A 19,251-nucleotide genomic window follows, 5' to 3' on the forward strand; every position below is an offset into this window, starting at 1 on the left:
TCAAAAATAAACCATTCGTAAATATTAGTTGCTATTAAATATTTCAGTTCTAGATTTTTCTCTGTTAAACGTTCTCTGAGAAAATATAAAACTAATTCCTGAAATGCTTTAGTATTTAAATTATCAATTTTGAGCATTTCGCTTTTATTTGTTGGCTTTTTAACTTCTAAAATTACACCAACACTGGTTTTAGGGTCTTGACCATTATGAATAACCAGGTCATTTCGTCCTTTAGTATTAATAAAGTGATGATAACTGTAATATGTGTTCTTGAAAAAGTCAGCAATCAGGTTTTTATGAAATTCCTCTGATTCAGATTCGTTAATTTTTGCAATTAGGTTTTTTAGATGTTTTTTGAAAGTTTCAATATCCTTTCTAAAAGGATTGATTTTCAGAAATGCTTTATTTAATGATTCTCTGGGTTGTAGTTTCTGTGAGTTCATTTGTTTTTCACGCAGAAAATGTAATTAAAAACGTAATTAGAAACGTAATTAGAAACGTAATTTTCATATCCCCGAATTATTAAAAAAGTTGGGGATATATCTTATTCATTATAAACTATCAGGATCAATATTCAACTCGCGTAATTTAGCAGCTAACTTCCGCGCTTTTGTTTCAGATTCCTGTCTAGCAGTTACTTCCTCTTCATGAGTGAGAAGAATTTGATTTGTAACAGGGTTGTAAAAACGTAATTTTCCCTCTTCTAGTCGCAACTCTAAACCTAATACTTCACTTTTTAAAGAGATGATATGATCATTTACACCCTGTTGTAAAATCGGTAAATAATTACCATCAACTAAATGTAAACCTTGCAATTGAGGACTAAGATAATCCCCTGTAGGATCATATTGAAAATATTCACTGACACCTAAAAAAGCGTAAATTCCTTTTTTTGCTCCTTGATCTTGACTGCGGGTACTTCTTGAGGTAATTTCTAAGACAAAACCAGGAGTTTGATCATTTTCCTCCCAGGTTTTATAACTACCTCGATCATGTTTCTCCACACCAAATACCACAAATACATCTGGTGCGACAACTGACCCAGGATAACCTTTTTCATAATAGATGAATAAGTTACCAGCTACATACACATCTGAACGATTTTGAAAATAAATCCGGAGGACATTTCTCGCATAGGTCAAATAACTACATTGTAGATCACCTTCAGCCATTGGTTTACCGTCCTCTTCCGGGTATTCAATAGGAGTAACAGGTATATATTCTACGGATACTGTCATGGTTATTCCCTCAAATCAATTCGGGTTAAACTTAATATAAACTATATAATTATCAGTTGACTATTTTCTATAATCATTAAAACTCACGCTAAATTAGATTAATCAAATCATCATCCAGGAGAAACTATGTCAGTGGTAAAACCTAGTATTTTGGTAACGGGGGGAGCAGGATATATTGGTTCTCATACGGTATTAGCACTCAAGCAAGCCGGTTATGAGGTGGTAATTCTAGATAATCTGGTGTATGGACATCGGGATTTGGTAGAACAGGTTTTACAAGTAGAATTGATCCAAGGAGATACAAGCGATCGCACTTTATTAGATAATCTCTTTCAGACTCGCAATTTTGCCGCAGTTATGCACTTTTCCGCCTATGCTTATGTAGGAGAATCTGTTACCGATCCTGCTAAATATTACCGGAATAATGTTTTAGGAACATTGACATTATTAGAATCAATGTTAGCAGCTTCTATTCATAAATTTGTCTTTTCTTCCACCTGTGCTACCTATGGTGTGCCGGATTTTATTCCCATTACCGAAGATCATCCCCAAAATCCCATTAATCCCTATGGTGCAACCAAATTAATGGTAGAAAGAATATTAACTGATTTTGATGTAGCATACGATTTTAAATCGGTGCGTTTTCGGTATTTTAATGCTGCTGGTGCTAACCCCCAAGGATTATTAGGAGAAGATCATCATCCCGAAACCCATTTAATCCCTTTAATATTGCAAACAGCATTAGGTCAACGGGAAGCTATTAGTATTTTTGGTACTGATTATCCTACTCCTGATGGTACTTGTATCCGCGATTATATTCATGTCAATGATTTAGCAGATGCCCATATTTTAGGACTAGAATATCTATTAAATGGTGGTAAAAGTGAGGTTTTTAACTTAGGAAATGGTAACGGTTTTTCAGTTAGAGAAGTAATTGCCGCAGCCGAAGATGTTACAGGTATGATAATATCAGTCAAAGAATGCGATCGTCGTGCCGGAGATCCTCCCGCATTAATTGGTACAAGCGAAAAAGCTCGAAAAATCTTGAATTGGCAACCTCAATATCCAGATATTAAAGATATTGTCTCTCACGCTTGGCAATGGCATCAAAAAAGGCATAAATAACTTTTGCTGTAATTAATCAGCACAGGGATAATTGGGTTTTGAAACGCTAATTTTCTCCTTTTCCCTAGTTTTTCTTCTTAATTTGCACCAAAAAAATGACAATTCCTCCAAATATCAACAAAATTCCTAACCAAATCAAAGGTTGTGTTAACCCAATTTTTCTCCCTTGCTGCTTTGAAATTGCATTTTCCACCTCTTGAGGACTATTAACAACCTTTCCCGTAGCCACAGTCACAAGAAACTTTAACTCAAAAGGTAGAAAACTCCCGACAGTCACAGGTGTACCACTTAATTGCAACTGATAAGCACCTGGTTTAGGAAAAATAAATTCTGTTCCTGGTATGTCTTGATACCGTTCAGCCCGAATGGGTTTTAATAGAGGTTGAATTAATGCCGGTTCTCCTGTGACATGAGGTTCAGCATAAACAGCTAATTGACAATCACAATCTTTTAAAGGAATTACCTGACCACCTTTACGGGTCAGGAGAAACCAAGCTTGAGTAACTTCTCCAGCGCGGGGATTATCATTAGGTTCTAAGTGGACAGTACCACCCACGTCTGCTGATATTTTTACTGTATGGGCTAAAACTTGAGTATTTTCAGCTACTATTAAACTAGATAAAACTAATAATAATAGATACTTTATTTTGATTTTGTGACGATTAAAAATAGTGAAGATATTTAATCTACCGCGATTTCTTAGGAGGAACATAAAACTTTTCTAACCCTAAACATATCCAAAAATATCGAGAACGTACCAATAAAACACCAAAAGTAATTATCCCCAACAAAATGACGGTTAATTGGTTTTGGAAGTAATGAGAACCCATTAAAACCGTATGAATAGCACTTAATAATAAAGCTGGTACACTAAAAAGATGAATTTGCCGCCAATATTTACCTAATGACTTTTGCAGAAAATCAAAACTTGTACAAGCAGCAGGAGTTATTAATACTAATGCTACAGCCCCAGCACCTATTCCCCATTGAAATTCTAACGGTAAAAACCAAAAAGCGCTGAAATTCCATTTGAGGGAGTGTTCAAGATGATGAATAGTATGTACCCCAGATAGCATAAAAGCCCCAACTCCCAAAGCCCGACGGTAACGCAGTGGTGCAGACCAAAAACTATTGACAGGCCGAGCAATCAATGAAAGAATTAAACAGATTAGGGCGGCGTGGCCGTTATAGTCTGTCATGGTGTCTCCCGTCCGCAGTAGGGTAATAACACCAATAATCAAAGTTACCCACCCCCCCAACTGGAATAATTGACTACGGCGATCTTTACTAATTAATGCCGTAGAAACACTTACACCCACCATGATGGGTAGTGTGCCAATCCCAAAAGCTAACATTGTCCCTGCACCTTGCCACAAATTCCCTGTAGCCGCTGCTTTGATTTGGGCAGCGTATAAAAAACCACAGGGCATTAGTCCCCATGTCATGCCCAAAAGTGCCGGTGTCCACCATTGAGTTTGTGAAGATAACTTCATCATGCCCGCACTGAGGCGGTTGTGTAAGTTACCTTTTAATATAGGGTGTAAAAGGGGAATATGCGGTAAAAAACCCGGTTTAATTTGTCCTAAACCAAACCAAATCAGCATCGTACCCGTAATTATGGCTACCCAATGCCGCAAATCGCTACCAATTCCCGCTAGTTGTCCACCTTCTACTAATACTGAACCTAGTGAGCCAATGCCAGCACCGACTAAAGTATAACTCAACATTCGCCCCAAGTTCAGTAAAGTATGAAATTTTAATTGTTGTTGCCAACTCGGATTTTCTGGCTGCTTAGAAAGGGAAAAGGCCACTGTTAATGGTCCACACATTCCAAAGCAATGTCCAAAACTGCCCAGAAAACCTAGCAGGATTATAAGTGACAAGTCTAGCATATTAATTAAATTATGGAAACTGGGGAAGTATTCTATTTTTCATCTCTTACTATGATGTCCATGTCAAAAGACAAGCTGTCAAACTTAGTCTTAGTGTTGCCAGACTCGGATTCCGGTAGAGGGACTAAAAATTACTGTATAAAGACACATATATACTAAAAAAGACCCCCGGTTAGAAACCGAGGGATTCTGCAAGTCGGAATTATCGCACAAAGACATTCGCGTACCTAACATAGCAAAGCAACAACTCAAAACAATGCCAAAATGCCAAAATGCCAAAATCTAAAAATGTAATTTATATGTAATTTATATGTAATTATATGTAATTATATGTAATTATATGTAATTTATAACGTCAATATTTTTACTTATATTCTTCTTTGTCTGTAAAGCTATCAGTTAAAGGTTTAACGACTTTAGCGATCGCTTCTTGAACAAAAACTTTGATAAACTCATCTCGACGATTAATCTGAAACTGCTGTTGTACTACTTCTGTCATTCCCCCGTCACCCCAATCTTGATCATGACGAAAATACTCAATAAAGCTTTTCCCAGCAATGCGGGTTAAATAAGCGGCTGTTACACCTTGAATTGCTCTACCGACAATAAAAGTAGTTACATTGAGTTGTAAAGCTGTTGATAATAATTGAATTGCCCCTTTGACGATACCTAAACCAGCGATAGTTTTTCCTAAAGATAGGGCTAATTCTTTACCCCTTTCCATGTTTAAATCGCAACCGTATATCTTACCAATTTCTACTACCATTTGGGCATTAACGGCAGCAGTTGCCAGTAAATCTACTACTGGTAATGGTGTTACAGAAACCACACCTGCCCCAATCCATTGGTAACGGACGATGACTTTATCAGCTTGACGACGACGCTGGGAGTCTATGAGTTTGCGGGCTTCTTCTCCTAAGCGCAGAGATTGTAAGAGAATATTATCCGCAATTAAATCCTCACCTTCAGCCCGTAAGATAGAAGCCATGCGCCGCAACAGGGGGATAATATCCGGTTCTGGTTGGCAGGTTTCGCCGGTTTCTAACTTAGCTATTTGCGGGTTAGCAGCGATCGCTACCACATCATTAGTAGCAATAAAACTACGTACTCTCTCCCGCAATCTCCCCAAAATCACATCCCTATCAGTATCAGTATATAAATCCGTTTTATTTAGCACTAAAAGCGATCGCTTACCAATTTCCGCCAACCCCCGCAGTGGTTCATATTCAGAACGGCGTAAATCATTATCTACCACAAATAGCAGTAAATCCGCTTCCGTAGCCAAAGCCCTAGCCAGTTGTTCCCGTTCCGTACCCTCCACCCCTGGTTCTAAAATCCCTGGAGTATCGGTAATTAATATCTTCCGTTCCAAACCCTTCAACCGTAAACAATAGGTTTCTCCCACCTGAGTTGTCCCCATAGGCGCGTTGACTTCACCCACTATCCGCCCCATAATGGCATTAACTAAGGACGTTTTGCCGGCGCTTCCTGTACCAAAGACAACAACTTGAATTTCTCCCCTAGCTAAATTAGCCTCAATGTCCCTAGTGCGACTGAGTAAAGCTTGGCGTGTCACCTCATCTTGAATTTGGGCTACTTGTTGACGCACTGCTTGTAAAGTGGAAGAAGCAGCATCAGATTTAGCCGCAGGAATTTGGGCTGGAGTCACTCTTTGGCGTTGTCGTCGGGATTTTTCCTCTCCTTTTCGCAGCACTAGTACATAATAGACAAAGGCGGCGATTAAACCACCAATCAAGAAAATTAGCAGTAATAATAGTAAATTACCCAACAATGGTGAATAGGACAACTGCCAGTACAGCCGAGAGAGAGAATCAATCAGCCATAAGGTTAACGCCAAAATGACGATTAGGCCAACAATCAGTGTTACTACGCGAGACAAAGGCATGAATGATAAATTTATTACTTGTATAATGGGTTGTTTAATTTTCTCAAGTATAAAGTACCAGGTATCAAGTACAAAGCACTTTTTTTCCATATCCTAGCCTGTAGTCAGAACTTTAGTCCTGTTTTTCCAACCCTACCGCCACAAAATCAGGGATAAAGCCCAGACAACAAAGAAAAAAATATAAAAAATATAATTTTTGTGACATCTATGTAAATCCGATCTGGGCAAAGATGATTCTCCGGCTTGGAGAGTAGAGAAAAATAGTCTTTCATTTACCTGAAATATGCTGTAGAATCATATAATTCCACTACTTAATCCTCAATTCTGCTATAGAATTGATCATGAGAAACATTAAAAATAACGGGTAAAAATCAATGGGACTGTTTGATCAAATTCTTGGGGCTGTTAATAGTTCCACTCAAGTCGGTGGCTTAAATGACTTACTAAATGTTGTTAGTAATTCCACTCAAGGTGGTGGTTTGGATGACTTGCTAAATATTGCCAATACAGTTAAACAATTAGGTAATAACGTTGGTGCAGACTCCTCGACAATCCAATCAATTTTATCAGTTGTTGGTAAAGAAGTACAATCATCTTTGCAGGTGAAGCAAGCTACCGACGGAACTGAATCCGTACAGGATTTTGTCAATCAATTTGCAGGAACTTCACCTAATTCTGAAGCGGTAAATACCCTATTTTCTCCAGATATTCAAGCAAAAGTCACTGAAAACGCCGCCCAGGTCGCCGGCTTAAATGTTGAGAAAATTCAAGAACTATTACCCAGTTTAGTGCCTTTAATCTTGAGTTTCTTGCAATCTAGTGGCAATCCGTTCTTAAATAAATTTCTAGATATTGATGGTGATGGTAATGTTGATATTGCTGATTTACTTAAATTAGCTAGTCGCTTTTTAAGAATTTAATCCTGATTCATCCCGACTGCATTTGTTCAAACATTATAGCAGGGAATCCACCGACAAATGATAACTTTAAGAATTGTAAACCGTTAACAATTGAGTTTATGAATGCAGCCGAGGATAAAACAATAGTCCGCGAATACTTTAACTCCACAGGCTTTGATCGGTGGCGACGCATCTATGGTGATGGTGAAGTCAACAAAGTCCAGTTAGATATTCGCACTGGACATCAGCAAACTGTAGATAATGTCATTGGCTGGCTAAAAGCTGACAACAATTTACCAGAATTATCAATTTGTGATGCTGGCTGTGGTGTGGGTAGTTTAAGTATTCCCTTGGCTATGGAAGGCGCTAAAGTCTATGCCAGTGATATTTCTGCTAAAATGGTATCAGAAGCCCAAGATAGGGCTGTAAAGGCTTTTTCCAATACCATAAATCCCTCCTTTGCGGTACAGGATTTAGAATCTTTGAGTGGTAATTATCACACCATCATCTGTTTAGATGTTCTGATTCATTACCCCCAAGACAAAGCCGATGAAATGATTTCTCACCTGTGTTCTTTAGCACAATCAAGAATTATTCTCAGTTTCGCGCCCAAAACCTGCTTTCTGACTATCCTCAAAAAAATCGGTAGTTTCTTTCCTGGACCGAGTAAAGCCACTCGTGCCTATTTACACCGTGAATCTGATGTCATTAAAGTCCTACAAAAAAATGGCTTTTCAGTGCAAAGACAGGCTATGACTCGTACACGCTTCTACTTTTCTCGCTTACTAGAAGCAACTCGTATACCTGCTGAGTAATCAAAAGTATTATGTTCAACATAAAAACTCTAAAAACCTAACCCCTAACTCCTTCCCTACTGGGGAAGGGGAAGGTAAAAACAAGATTTTCAAAGTCTGTAGCGTCATAAACTAACCATTCTTATAATATGAAAAATATTAAAAATAAAAATAACTGGAGGCTGGGTGCAGCAACAGCGCAAGCAACCCAACCAAATCCTAAAATTGTTGGGTAACATAGGTTAACCCAAACTATAAATCTTAATCAAGAACTACTTAAAAGTATCGCGGATTTGATCTTTCATTTTATCTGCGGGGTGACGAGATTCGCTTTTCGTATCCTTAGTTTTTCCCCCAGGTAGGTAATTAGGATTAACAATACTATTGTCTATTGCCCTTTCAGTTTTAGCTTCAATATCTTTTGTCACCGACTTTGACTTTTGTTTCCAAATCCCATCTTTTATATCTTCAACTGCATTACGAACCTTGCTTTCCGCTTGCTTTGCTTTTCCCATAAATTGATCTTTTTTGTTTCCTCTAACATTACCAATAGCTTCCTGGATTTTACCTTCAATATTCTTAGTTGTTGCTTCCACTCGATTCATGCTTGCAATTTGAGTTAGGCTATTTGGTTGAGTCAACAAAGTTGTAGCCAAACTATCCTCAGCAGCAAAGGCTGTAGAAGTTACCAAAAATAAAACTAAAGTAATGGTGAGAAAAAATTTGCGAAATGCTTGAAGTAATATCATTGAATTTTGCTCCCTCATTTATAGATTGGTAATTAGTTGGTAATTAATTTATTAAAGGCCTGATCATGGTCAATTTCGCACAGCCGGGGCAATTTTAACGACAACTTTCACACTTTTAACGCCTCTGATTTCCTTAGCAAGAGGATCGATTTTGTTTAATTGTTCTTGAGTTTGTACAGTTCCAGCTACGACAACTTCCCCATTTTTAGAAGTAACTGTTAGTTGACCAGAGGGAATATTGGCTTCCAGTTTAGAGCGCACCTCACTGGCAATATCGGCATTAGCCCGATCTGAACTTCCCCCAGTGATGTTATGACGTTCCTCACGAGCGCGAATATCTGCATTAAGTTGATCTCGACGGACTTTGCTAGTTGCATCTTTTTGGTTACTTTCGACTGTTTTATCTGTGGGAACTTCACCAGTTTCCTCCGTCGAGTTGGGCGCACTGCTGCTAGTTTTAGCCTTATTGTCGCAGGCAACGGTTCCCAGAAGTAGAATCCCGCCGAGAACTAAAGGCATGATTTTTTTCATGGTTCAAATCCTTGACCAAAAATCTGGGATACAAGCCCCGTCCACTTCGGCAAGCTCAGTGCATCGCTTTTAGGACGGCTTTATGTTAAAATTTGGTTATAGTCGCCATAGGGCATTGGGAGACTTTAAACGGACATGGAGGGACGATAAGACCACTTGTGGCGTGTTCCAGTGAAGTGTCAAGAATCATCGCACCTTCAGGTCGGTGAGTATGTCAATGTCCCGTTATTACCCCTTAAAACTGGGTTCTTTCCGGTGGAGAAATTCAAAAACATTCTTTAGCTGTACATTAGGAACGAGAGACAGCAGTATCGGTATAACGACTAGTCGCTGGGGGATTGTAAACTTCCCATTCATGCAGTCCTTTACTCTTGAGAATCGTTTCTGCCCGCAAGATTTCCGCCTCTGTACCATCTACAATCACCAAATAATTGCCATCAACCACATAATCGTGATAGACCTGGGCCCGGTGTTCAGGAATTCCTAAACCCACCAGTCCACCAAGCAAACCCCCAACTGCTGCGCCAATTACACCACCAGTTAGGGTTGTAGCGATCGCCGTAGCTGCTGCCCCTGCTAACATTACCGGACCGACTCCAGGGATAGCTAGAGTTCCTAACCCCACCAGCAAACCGGTTAGTCCCCCAACTACTCCTCCTGCTTCCAATCCAGTTTTCGCTCCTTCGTCAACATGAGTGGTTTCGGTTACGTCTCTAATCCGTGTGTCACCAATCCGGTAACTCTGACTCAACTTTTCATTGTCTTTGGCAATTACAGATACCTGATTCATGGCAAATCCGTTATCTCGCAATTCACTCAGAGCATTCTCTGCCTGTTGGTGACTAGAAAACACTCCTACCGCTCGTTTATGAGAAATCAAAGTCATTTTTTTCTCCTCTCAAAAAGTGAACAAGTGGCAGGTAATCAGGGAAAACCCCCGCCCTGCCTGTTTATGCTAGTCAATCAGTTTTTTGGCTTCATCTTTTACATCTTCAACTGCGTGGCGAATTTTGGCTTCTGCTTGTTTTTCTTTACCTTCTGCTTGAGTTTTTGGATCTCCAGTTACATCACCTACTACTTCTTGAATCTTACCTTCAATGTTTTTAGCAGTTGCCTTGGCTCTATTTTGCATACTCATAATCTGCTCCTGATAGAAAATGATGAAAATTAATTAATTGATATGAAATGATGTGAAATCTGGGTTTTATCTCCTTTCCACATTCGGATGTTCTTGGGTGTTAATATCTAACTCTTCTCGACGCAGAGTTTCTTCGGCTTCAATGGTTTCGTGATCTACAACTTTATCAACTCTGACTTCTTCACGTAAGAAGGCTTCTTTATGAATGTCCGCAGTTTCTTCATAAAGATTTATATGAGTTACTTCTGTTGTCCCAAAGCTATCAGCCCCTAAAGTAACTGCTTCTCCCGCATTTGTAGGAGTTATTTTTTCAATTACAACTCGTTCTTTATCTATTGGTACAGAAACCCGCGCTTTTTCTGTTTCTGTATGTTTACCAACAATAACTTCTCCCGTCTTCGTGCGGATTTTATTGGCAATTAATCTTTCTTGATATAGTTTGAATGTTTGATGATCTTGCTCATTCAGGGCATATAAAGCTGGTTCTTGTTGATAGTCATAGCCACTGCCATTACCAGACTTCTGAGGTGGGGCTATAGGCGCTACCATGGTAGCTCCAGCAGTTCTAGAGGCAGCTGTATCCATAGAACCAGAACTTTCTAAGAATGCTTCCGAACGATATACTCCTCTTACTTGTTCTTCATAGTTATAATCAATTTCTTTGTGTTCGTTAAATTCAGGTAAATTCTCCGCTTGTTGCTTGGTCATTCCCACTGTATAAATCCGTCCAGAGGTATGATCAACTCGTGAACGACCAACCGGTAATAAAACTTTTTTACCGAAAATCCACAAGCCTAAATCAACAACAAAATACCGGAAATGTCCTTTTTCATCTACTAAAATGTCACTGACTGTACCAATCTTTTCATCTACACTTACATAGACACCCATGCCTTTGATGTCTTTGCCTTCAAAACTATCACGATAATTTGGATCAAATTCTTTGATTTTTAAAAGAGTCATAATTTTTTCCTCTCCAATTTATTAGCTTGTTTCCAGGTTTAAATTCCTATTGTGTGCAAATTTCATCATGAATCATGATCTGAGGTCATTGACTACCCGGAAAGCGATTAAGTTCAAGTTCAATTGATTATTCTCAACATTAGAACCTGGTAAAATTGAATTTTTAGTTCTTAGTTGTTCTGTTCTAATAGATTCATATTAGATATTTTTATGATTAAGACCTTCCATCAAAGGCCTGATTATGTTTGTATGTCATTAGATAGATATTCTCAATTAAGTAAGTTTATAAAAATCAATACAATTTTCACTTAAACTAATAAAGATACCCCACCTCTTTTTTGTTGTAAATAGTAAATATTTGTTGTAAATAAATTTAAATAAATTATGAGTATTTATGATCACTTAAATTGATTGTATAAACGCAATCAGTTTAACTCCTGTGGGGTGAGCATTCCTTATCACTAGACATTAGTAACACTATCCAAACTTAATACACGGATATTTTTCCAAAAATTCCTTCAGGAAAATTGGCAATAATACACCCAGTGTCAAAAAATTGCACTAAAATCACTACGACGGTAATCTTTGGGTGTCAGGTATGGGGTATTTTGAAGTCAGCTTGACGATAAAATTAATCCACTATCTGTAGCCTATGGGCTTACGTCCCTAAAAAATTAGAGAGTTAACTTACTTATGATGTTTCAGTTGTTAAGCCGGGTCTTGCTATGGCTCTTAATTGGTGTTGTAGCCTATTCCTTGTTTCAAAGATTCTATCCCACAGGAACTTTTGTCGGTAGATTCATTTTAGGGCTGGTAATTGTTGTTTTAGCCTTGGCTTTTCTTAATCCCAATGAACCAGCAGTATCTTCTTTGTGGCGGTTTATCTCCTTTCCCCTCAAGCCCTTGGGTGCTTCGGTTTTAATGTTGTGTTTCGCTGCTCAAAAAATCAAAGGAGGTGGTATAGACAAACCGGGCGGTTACTTACTAGGATGGGCTTTAGGTATTTTACTTTTATCTAGTACACCAGCGATCGCTTATTTCTTAGTTAGATCACCAATTGCTACAGTGGAGGGTAATAATCTCAATTACCAATCTTCTTCATCTGCTTTAGTAGCCTTAGCTCCAGTCAATACTAGTCCTAGTATCTCAGATATACAGCAAGATATCATCCTACATCAGGAAGAGATCAATTCTCCCATTATAGCTTTCAATAGTATGAATAGGAACATTCCCTCCTATCTACTCCAAAATCCCCAAGAAATCAGAAACCGTGGGTTACGGGTAGAGGATTTTGTCCCTAGTGCAGAAACGCTGCAACTTACTACCCAAGTATGGGAAAGTTATCTCAACCAAATTTATGTTTTCTTGCGTGGTCGCCCGTGATCATGTTTAAAATGTGACTGGGGTTAGGGGATGAAGGTGGGAACAGATTAATCATTAATCATCAATTGCTGGCATGGCCAAATCGCACAGACTTGCTAAAATCGCTCACTATTTACGTCCCTATTGGCGGGAAACTATATCAGGTATTATCGCCTTATTACTCGTCAATGGACTGGGGGTGTATATTCCTTTGTTAATTCGTTCTGGAGTAGATACACTTTCAATTTCCACGAATGTGAGTTTTCACCAGGTAATACATTACGTGGTGATCATTACTCTACTCAGTTCCGCCATGTGGATGGTACGAATGGCTTCCCGTATTTGCATATTTGGTGTGGGAAGACAGGTGGAATTTGACCTCAAACAGCGGATTTTTGAACATTTACTCCGATTAGAACCTGCTTATTTTAACGTTAATACCCCTGGGGATTTAATTAGTCGCGCTACTAGTGATGTAGATAATATTCGACGATTATTAGGCTTTGCTGTCTTGAGTTTGGCAAATACCATGTTCGCCTATGCTCTAACATTACCAGTCATGTTATCCTTGAGTGTAGACCTGACATTGGCATCATTAGCAGTTTATCCCCTGATGTTTCTCGTGGTGCATTTTTTTAGCGATCGCCTGCGTGACGAACAAACCGCTGTCCAGGAAAAACTTGCAAATATCAGCGAACTTGTCCGGGAAGATATTAGTGGTATTACTCTCATTAAAATTTACGCCCAAGAAAAAAATGAGCGTCAGGCTTTTAATCGAGAAAATCAACAGCTATTAACTGCTAATCTGCAATTAGCTAAAACTCGTAACACTCTATTTCCTCTCATTGGTGGTTTAGCTAGTCTCAGTTCTTTAATAATCATCTGGTTAGGTACAGCACGAATATCTACTGGTTCTCTAGCAATTGGGGATTTTTTGGCGCTACTAATTTATGTAGAGCGTTTGGTTTTCCCCACGGCTTTATTAGGATTTACCATTACAGCTTATCAACGAGGTGAAGTTAGTATTGACCGATTAGAGACTATTCTCAGTGTAACCCCCAAAATTCAGGACACAGCTAATAGTCAACATATTGAAATCCGTAATATCCAAGGAGAACTAACAGCAGTAAATTTTAATTACACTTACCCTGGTGTCAATACCCCAGCTTTAGATCATCTCAATTTTACCATTGCCCCTGGGGAAATAGTCGCCATTATCGGTCCTGTGGGTTGTGGAAAATCAACTTTAGCCAATGCTATCCCTAGATTATTAGATATTCAGCCCGGACAATTATTTTTAGATGGCTGGGATATTACTCAACTCGCTGTGAGTGATTTAAGAAAAGCCATTGCTTACGTACCTCAAGATAGCTTTTTATTCAGTACCACCATCAAAAATAATATCCGTTATGGCGACCCCCTAGCCCCAGAAGAAAATGTAATTTACGCGGGCAAAATGGCGCAAATTGATTCAGAAATCGGTAAATTTCCCAAAAAATACGAAACCATTGTGGGAGAGCGCGGTATTACCCTTTCTGGTGGACAACGACAACGCACAGCTTTAGCAAGAGCTATGTTAATTGATGCCCCAATTTTGCTTTTAGATGATGCCCTTTCCAGTGTAGATAATCAAACTGCTACACAAATTCTGGCTAATCTCTCCACAGGTACAAAAAGAAAAACTGTGATTTTCATTACTCACCAACTTTCCGCAGCCGCTACCGCTGACCGAATTTTGGTCATGGAGCAGGGTAAAATCGTCCAAAGCGGTAACCACTCAGAACTTGTAGAACAACCTGGACTTTACAAGATTTTATGGAATCAACATCTTGTAGAAGAACTACTCCATTAAAGTAAAATAGCTTGATTTTGTGAATAATTAGTGGTTATCTTACTAATAAGAGAACTCCAGAAAAAGAAATACTCAGGGTTTGGAGAGATATTTTGGGTTTATTTTATAAATTCCTAAACATTCTCTTAATAATCTCTTAATAATCAGCACTTACGCAAAACGGAAGGAAAGTAAGGGTAATTCATGACCCCTAGATAATAATCTAGTGTATGGCTATACCGGACTGTTAGCTATATCCTGTTTAAGTCCTAATAATGCTGATGATTTCACTGTTGGCTGAATATATAGGAATATCACTGTAATGATTTTTTCTCAAAATTGGAGCAAGCCAGAAATGATTGCAATTGGAGTAGAAACGAAAGTCAGCAGGTTAGAATCTATTGTTGAACAAATTGGAGACGCTGTACTGTCTACAACTGAAACAATTGAACGTCTTGGTCAAAGAGTAGATTCCCTGAGTTTACAACTAGAAATCCAAGGAAAACAAGTACAGCAGCAAAGTTATCAGATTTTTGCCTTGTGTGACGCTGTCCAAAGTCTGGCGGACTCTCATAAGGAGTCAATACGACAAATCACTCAATTGTCACAAACTTTAGATGGACTCCTATCTTTACTGCAAAATTCAGATGAATAATTACCACAGTTGATGTTAAAAGCTAATGTTAAACTCTTAACTTTGTCACCGCAATTTTTCCAGAAAAACATATATCAACATCACTATTAGGAGTTCGCTCTCGTTGCCCGTATTCTCCTATGTAGCAAAAACCATCATCTTGTATGCGATAATTAACAGGTAAAGGCTTTGTACAAGGTTGACAAAATATTACCTCTGGAAATGCCGCCTCTGGTGACAAATGGGGTAAATTGACATTCCAAAAACATCCGGGTTCTAGAGGAAGTTGAATTAAATTCTCTAATAATTGGGAAGTCCATTTACTAGCTGCATCCCAATTATAATCGAGATTGCCGCGACGATAGTGAGAAACAGCAATTCCTGGAATACCGTGTATTGCTGCTTCTCTCGCAGCAGCGACAGTACCGGAAATATATTGATCAACTCCTAAGTTTCCACCAGCATTAATACCTGAGATTACGTACTTGACATTTGGATCAAGATGTGATATTGCAACTCTCACACAATCAGCAGGAGTTCCTCCTACTGCATACTCCAAATCAGAACGACGTTCGACGTTAATTGGCTGATGGGTAGTCACTTGATGTCCACAGCCTGATTGATGTAATTGTGGTGCCGCAATAATCAGTTTAGTCTTGTCATATTTAGTGCTTACGGCTTTGAATAAAGCTGCAATACCTGGGGCATCAATACCGTCGTCATTGGTTAAAATTATAGTCATTATTCGTTAGTGAGTGGTCACTTGTCAATCTGGAATATGGTTTGGTGGGTGATACTACCGGAAGTTATTTTAATTCACCGCCATATAAATGTAACATAACTTGAGTAATTTTAACATCTTTGTTGTTTATATTTGTTGTTTATAATTGTGATTTAATGAAATTACTTGAGTAGTTTAGTATAGAAATGGTTAAGGTGTCAAGATGGGACAGTTCCCAAACTGGCTGCTAGTTAGTGCTTTTACCTTTGGTATTGGTATCACCGCTTCTTTACATGGTGCAAACACTCATAACTTGTCTGGGTTAGCAGTATGCAGTATGTGACAATTATACTTGTGGTGTAACATAGCTGATAGCGCGTTTTTTAGTGGTTCATCTTCATTATTGCAATTATAAAAAAATAGATCACTTTTCACCTACAGTCCACCAAGCTAAAGCATAAGGTTGAACAGCTTCATTAACCTGCTTCTTAAATTCTACCCGAATTTTATAATTACCATTAGTAGAAACTGGACAAAAGATATGTTCAATATTATCCACTTCACTCACAGAAGCACACATAACAACTTCATTGTTCTTCCCATTTTCCTTAACTAAATAAACATCAAGATTATTTAATCCCTGATCTTTAAATGTTTCCCCCAGATCATATTGTTGATTATTATTTTTATCATTTAACTCTACCAAACGATCCCAACTTAAAGTAATAGCTACAAAATTATTTGCTTTTAAACCGCTTTTAAAAACATATTCCTGAGCAGTATTAGCATTAACTCTATCATAATTCCAACCAATTGATGGTATAGGCGCATTAGCTTTCCATTGACCACCATTTAATTGTTGATAAGCTCGAAAAGCATTTAGATGACCTGCTCCCATTTGAGCATCTAAGGGAATTTTTACATCTTGATAAGCTTCCGTTACTAACCAATCTTGATTTTGTTTATCAACTAATGTTCTCGTCATTCCTAACCGTAAACCATCACCACTATCTTGAATTTTATCTGCTGCATTGAGTAATATAGCTTTCATCACTTGATGACGACGAGCATCAATGCTCCAATTTAGTTGTTTATTTCGCAATTGTCTATCAGTAAACTCTTGCAATAATGCTACAGTAGCAGTAACCTGTGGTGCAGCAAAACTAGTACCTGTAGATTTATTAATTTTACCATCGGGATTAAGTAAAGAAATATTAGTACCAGGAGCAACTAAACTAATTGCTCTTCTATTACCAATATTAAATTCCTTTCCAGTTAAACGATCTTTTATTTCTTGACTGTTATTAGTCAAATTAGAAACGTGAACTTTATCAAAAATTCCGTTTCGTTCTGAGGAAAAAGCCACATTAATTGCGTTAAAATTGTCTGTAGGAATAGGAATCCCGCCTTTACCTTGATTTCCCGCAATAGTATACACAACATCATGCACACGACTAGACCAGTCAATACATAATGTGAGTAAAGCATTTCCATCTAAAATAGCTTCTGGTCTAGAATCACGATTTAATGGTTCACCAAAACTAAAATTAATAGCTCGAACATCACCACTATTTTGTAAAGCGATGTGTTGCGCTGATAAACACTCCTCCGGTTGACCATTTTTTCTCATAGACCCCACAGCGGAAGAATATAATCGTGCATTGGGTGCTACACCAGGAAAAGCTTTATCTTGACTTACCATGACAGCAGAAACATTATAGGCATGAGACTCAACATTAAAATTTGACTTAGCTACAAGATTGCGGATAAAAACCGCTGTTGGTGATACAGCACGATTTTTAGACACGGCTTTGTCCCAGCCAAACATTCCTGGACGACCGATTTCTACTTGACCAATAGCAATTTTTCTTCCAGTTAAATTATAAGGAGCTTGATGTAGTTTTAAAGCATCAATACCATTCTTCCCTAAAAAAGTTGCTCCTGTTATACCTGCAAAGGTTGGTAGAGTTAAGCAGGAAAAACCTAAACCCCAAAAAATTATCCAATTTTTGTTCATGAGCTACTAAGTAAAATACAAGACTTAAAAGATATGGTACAAAAGGCAATGTATAAAATCTAAGAAGTGAAAGAGAAGATGCAAAAGGCAATGTATACAATGCCAAAGGTAAAAGAAAAAATGCAAAAGGCAATGTATAGGGTATCAGAAAGATATGATTTTTATCTTTTCTTTCTTCTCCTGAGTCCCGACTTCTGACTCCTGATTTTCACTAAAAAACTTTTTTACTCTTGCCTTAATTAATAATTTATCCATATTTTGTTACAATACCTACAGACGAAGACGCTTAAAACCCACTAACCATGACCCAAAATTCATCTCAAAAGCCCATAGTTATTGCTCCATCTATCCTATCAGCAGATTTTAGCCGTCTGGGTGACGATATTCGCGCCGTAGACAAGGCGGGAGCAGATTGGATTCACGTTGATGTAATGGACGGACGTTTTGTCCCTAATATTACAATAGGTCCTCTGATTGTGGAGGCGATTCGTCCGGTTACAACTAAACCCCTAGATGTCCACTTGATGATTGTTGAACCAGAAAAGTATGTAGAAGGTTTTGCTAAGGCTGGTGCTGATATTATATCCGTCCATGCTGAACATAACGCATCTCCTCACTTACACCGCACTTTGGGACAAATCAGAGAACTTGGTAAGCAGGCTGGAGTTGTACTAAATCCTGGTACACCTTTGGAGTTAATTGAATATGTGCTGGAATTGTGCGATTTAGTGCTAATTATGAGCGTTAACCCCGGTTTTGGTGGTCAAAGCTTCATTCCTAGCGTAGTTCCTAAAATTCGCAAATTGCGTCAAATGTGTGATGAACGCGGTTTAGATCCTTGGATTGAAGTTGACGGGGGTCTGAAAGCTAATAATACTTGGCAAGTTTTGGAAGCTGGTGCTAATGCTATTGTAGCAGGTTCGGCTGTATTCAATGCTCCTGATTATGCTGACGCGATTCACAATATCCGTAACAGTAAGCGTCCAACTCCAGAATTAGCTGCTGTTTAATTTAAATACTTCTGATCAAGTACAACTTAGATCCTCGATTTCTTTGAGAAGTCGGGGATTTATTTTTAACGAATTGACAGAGTTTTAGATTACCTAATCAAGCAATCAGGTGTCAGAGTGAAGGTTAGGCAGTGGTAATCGCAAATCTTACAACCAAAACGATTAACATAAGATCCCTGACCTCTTTTTTAAACTTGTCAATAAATTATCAATTGATCAAAGAAGTCGGGGATCTCAGATTAGTAATCAGTGTATTTTTTTATTGTTAACTACCTATTGACATATTATTACTACCTATTGACATCTTATTAGTGGATAGACTATAATAAAAATGCTATATATATTTTCTTGACAAAAGCCCATGCTTGTTGGTATAATTAAAGCATGGGTCTAAAAGTTTGACCTTTAACACCCATAAATTAAATGTCAGCAAAGCTTTGG

Annotated in this window: 18 protein-coding genes and 1 pseudogene; 7 read left to right on the top strand and 12 right to left on the bottom strand. The window is 38.2% G+C overall.

Going from position 1 to position 19,251, the window contains the following annotated elements:
- Both H6F39_RS13645 and H6F39_RS13650 read right to left on the bottom strand, forming a co-directional pair.
- Positions 1-443, bottom strand: a pseudogene (locus tag H6F39_RS13645) (type II restriction endonuclease); the annotation flags it as partial.
- A 108-nt stretch (positions 444-551) separates the two neighbouring features.
- Entirely contained in the window at positions 552-1,238 is a 687-nt protein-coding gene (locus H6F39_RS13650; protein WP_190396862.1) for a Uma2 family endonuclease, read from the bottom strand.
- Positions 1,239-1,364: 126 nt separating this feature from the next.
- Between H6F39_RS13650 and galE the strand changes: the two genes are divergently transcribed.
- Positions 1,365-2,363 (top strand): UDP-glucose 4-epimerase GalE, encoded by a 999-nt coding sequence (gene galE, locus H6F39_RS13655; protein WP_137909042.1) that lies wholly within the window; start codon positions 1,365-1,367, stop codon positions 2,361-2,363.
- A 64-nt stretch (positions 2,364-2,427) separates the two neighbouring features.
- On the opposite strand, the gene H6F39_RS13660 is transcribed toward galE, so the two are convergent.
- The 3 genes from H6F39_RS13660 to H6F39_RS13670 form a co-directional block, all read right to left on the bottom strand.
- The gene (locus H6F39_RS13660) at positions 2,428-3,075 is read right to left on the bottom strand and encodes a hypothetical protein (protein WP_190396863.1); all 648 of its coding nucleotides are present in this window, start codon (positions 3,073-3,075) and stop codon (positions 2,428-2,430) included.
- Positions 3,050-4,255 (bottom strand): sulfite exporter TauE/SafE family protein, encoded by a 1,206-nt coding sequence (locus H6F39_RS13665; protein WP_190396864.1) that lies wholly within the window; start codon positions 4,253-4,255, stop codon positions 3,050-3,052. The genes H6F39_RS13660 and H6F39_RS13665 overlap by 26 nt, the downstream gene beginning before the upstream one ends.
- A gap of 364 nt (positions 4,256-4,619) precedes the next feature.
- The gene (locus H6F39_RS13670) at positions 4,620-6,161 is read right to left on the bottom strand and encodes a YcjF family protein (protein WP_137909039.1); all 1,542 of its coding nucleotides are present in this window, start codon (positions 6,159-6,161) and stop codon (positions 4,620-4,622) included.
- 374 nt (positions 6,162-6,535) lie between these two features.
- Here H6F39_RS13670 and H6F39_RS13675 point away from each other — a divergent pair, with 374 nt between their 5' ends.
- Together H6F39_RS13675 and bchM are read left to right on the top strand one after the other, a co-directional pair.
- Complete coding sequence (locus tag H6F39_RS13675; RefSeq protein ID WP_228036528.1) at positions 6,536-7,081, top strand: hypothetical protein; 546 nt, start codon at positions 6,536-6,538, stop codon at positions 7,079-7,081.
- 98 nt (positions 7,082-7,179) lie between these two features.
- Positions 7,180-7,875 (top strand): magnesium protoporphyrin IX methyltransferase, encoded by a 696-nt coding sequence (gene bchM, locus H6F39_RS13680; protein WP_137909038.1) that lies wholly within the window; start codon positions 7,180-7,182, stop codon positions 7,873-7,875.
- Between the two features lie 251 nt (positions 7,876-8,126).
- Here bchM and H6F39_RS21180 read toward each other — a convergent pair whose 3' ends face one another.
- From H6F39_RS21180 to H6F39_RS13705, 5 genes are all read right to left on the bottom strand, one after another.
- Positions 8,127-8,603, bottom strand: a complete 477-nt coding sequence (locus tag H6F39_RS21180; protein WP_137909037.1) for a CsbD family protein — start codon at positions 8,601-8,603, stop codon at positions 8,127-8,129.
- A gap of 69 nt (positions 8,604-8,672) precedes the next feature.
- Positions 8,673-9,134, bottom strand: a complete 462-nt coding sequence (locus H6F39_RS13690; RefSeq protein ID WP_190372366.1) for a BON domain-containing protein — start codon at positions 9,132-9,134, stop codon at positions 8,673-8,675.
- A gap of 289 nt (positions 9,135-9,423) precedes the next feature.
- Positions 9,424-10,020 (bottom strand): general stress protein, encoded by a 597-nt coding sequence (locus H6F39_RS13695; RefSeq protein WP_190396865.1) that lies wholly within the window; start codon positions 10,018-10,020, stop codon positions 9,424-9,426.
- 69 nt (positions 10,021-10,089) lie between these two features.
- Positions 10,090-10,272 carry a CsbD family protein gene (locus H6F39_RS13700; protein ID WP_190372365.1) on the bottom strand — a complete coding sequence of 61 codons (183 nt, stop codon included), beginning with the start codon at positions 10,270-10,272 and terminating at the stop codon, positions 10,090-10,092.
- Positions 10,273-10,338: 66 nt separating this feature from the next.
- On the bottom strand, positions 10,339-11,235 hold the full coding sequence (locus H6F39_RS13705; protein WP_137909033.1) for a DUF2382 domain-containing protein: 897 nt from the start codon (positions 11,233-11,235) through the stop codon (positions 10,339-10,341).
- A 696-nt stretch (positions 11,236-11,931) separates the two neighbouring features.
- On the opposite strand from H6F39_RS13705, the gene H6F39_RS13710 reads away from it, so the two are divergent.
- The 3 genes from H6F39_RS13710 to H6F39_RS13720 all read left to right on the top strand — a co-directional run bounded on the left by H6F39_RS13710 (position 11,932) and on the right by H6F39_RS13720 (position 15,083).
- Positions 11,932-12,618: a hypothetical protein gene (locus tag H6F39_RS13710; RefSeq protein WP_137909045.1), complete on the top strand. Its 687-nt coding sequence runs from the start codon at positions 11,932-11,934 to the stop codon at positions 12,616-12,618.
- Between the two features lie 73 nt (positions 12,619-12,691).
- Positions 12,692-14,449 carry an ABC transporter ATP-binding protein gene (locus H6F39_RS13715; RefSeq protein ID WP_190396866.1) on the top strand — a complete coding sequence of 586 codons (1,758 nt, stop codon included), beginning with the start codon at positions 12,692-12,694 and terminating at the stop codon, positions 14,447-14,449.
- Positions 14,450-14,750: 301 nt separating this feature from the next.
- Positions 14,751-15,083, top strand: coding sequence for a hypothetical protein (locus H6F39_RS13720; RefSeq protein ID WP_137909031.1), 333 nt, complete (start codon positions 14,751-14,753; stop codon positions 15,081-15,083).
- 28 nt (positions 15,084-15,111) lie between these two features.
- Here the strand turns inward: H6F39_RS13720 and surE are convergent, their stop codons facing one another.
- On the bottom strand, positions 15,112-15,804 hold the full coding sequence (gene surE / locus H6F39_RS13725; RefSeq protein WP_137909030.1) for a 5'/3'-nucleotidase SurE: 693 nt from the start codon (positions 15,802-15,804) through the stop codon (positions 15,112-15,114).
- A gap of 403 nt (positions 15,805-16,207) precedes the next feature.
- A complete protein-coding gene (locus H6F39_RS13730) occupies positions 16,208-17,800 on the bottom strand; it encodes a S8 family serine peptidase (protein WP_190396868.1) in 1,593 nt (530 codons plus the stop codon).
- A 302-nt stretch (positions 17,801-18,102) separates the two neighbouring features.
- On the opposite strand from H6F39_RS13730, the gene rpe reads away from it, so the two are divergent.
- A complete protein-coding gene (gene rpe, locus H6F39_RS13735) occupies positions 18,103-18,810 on the top strand; it encodes a ribulose-phosphate 3-epimerase (protein WP_137909028.1) in 708 nt (235 codons plus the stop codon).
- The last annotated feature ends 441 nt before the right edge of the window (positions 18,811-19,251 follow it).

It is taken from the genome of Dolichospermum sp. FACHB-1250, from assembly GCF_014696335.1.
Taxonomy (GTDB): domain Bacteria; phylum Cyanobacteriota; class Cyanobacteriia; order Cyanobacteriales; family Nostocaceae; genus Dolichospermum; species Dolichospermum planctonicum.

Bases quoted from the DNA above. Each gene is read 5' to 3' on its own strand.
- H6F39_RS13650 (WP_190396862.1), bottom strand. From the start codon at position 1,238: ATGACAGTATCCGTAGAATATATACCTGTTACTCCTATTGAATACCCG.
- galE (WP_137909042.1), top strand. From the start codon at position 1,365: ATGTCAGTGGTAAAACCTAGTATTTTGGTAACGGGGGGAGCAGGATAT.
- H6F39_RS13660 (WP_190396863.1), bottom strand. From the start codon at position 3,075: ATGTTCCTCCTAAGAAATCGCGGTAGATTAAATATCTTCACTATTTTT.
- H6F39_RS13665 (WP_190396864.1), bottom strand. From the start codon at position 4,255: ATGCTAGACTTGTCACTTATAATCCTGCTAGGTTTTCTGGGCAGTTTT.
- H6F39_RS13670 (WP_137909039.1), bottom strand. From the start codon at position 6,161: ATGCCTTTGTCTCGCGTAGTAACACTGATTGTTGGCCTAATCGTCATT.
- H6F39_RS13675 (WP_228036528.1), top strand. From the start codon at position 6,536: ATGGGACTGTTTGATCAAATTCTTGGGGCTGTTAATAGTTCCACTCAA.
- bchM (WP_137909038.1), top strand. From the start codon at position 7,180: ATGAATGCAGCCGAGGATAAAACAATAGTCCGCGAATACTTTAACTCC.
- H6F39_RS21180 (WP_137909037.1), bottom strand. From the start codon at position 8,603: ATGATATTACTTCAAGCATTTCGCAAATTTTTTCTCACCATTACTTTA.
- H6F39_RS13690 (WP_190372366.1), bottom strand. From the start codon at position 9,134: ATGAAAAAAATCATGCCTTTAGTTCTCGGCGGGATTCTACTTCTGGGA.
- H6F39_RS13695 (WP_190396865.1), bottom strand. From the start codon at position 10,020: ATGACTTTGATTTCTCATAAACGAGCGGTAGGAGTGTTTTCTAGTCAC.
- H6F39_RS13700 (WP_190372365.1), bottom strand. From the start codon at position 10,272: ATGAGTATGCAAAATAGAGCCAAGGCAACTGCTAAAAACATTGAAGGT.
- H6F39_RS13705 (WP_137909033.1), bottom strand. From the start codon at position 11,235: ATGACTCTTTTAAAAATCAAAGAATTTGATCCAAATTATCGTGATAGT.
- H6F39_RS13710 (WP_137909045.1), top strand. From the start codon at position 11,932: ATGTTTCAGTTGTTAAGCCGGGTCTTGCTATGGCTCTTAATTGGTGTT.
- H6F39_RS13715 (WP_190396866.1), top strand. From the start codon at position 12,692: ATGGCCAAATCGCACAGACTTGCTAAAATCGCTCACTATTTACGTCCC.
- H6F39_RS13720 (WP_137909031.1), top strand. From the start codon at position 14,751: ATGATTTTTTCTCAAAATTGGAGCAAGCCAGAAATGATTGCAATTGGA.
- surE (WP_137909030.1), bottom strand. From the start codon at position 15,804: ATGACTATAATTTTAACCAATGACGACGGTATTGATGCCCCAGGTATT.
- H6F39_RS13730 (WP_190396868.1), bottom strand. From the start codon at position 17,800: ATGAACAAAAATTGGATAATTTTTTGGGGTTTAGGTTTTTCCTGCTTA.
- rpe (WP_137909028.1), top strand. From the start codon at position 18,103: ATGACCCAAAATTCATCTCAAAAGCCCATAGTTATTGCTCCATCTATC.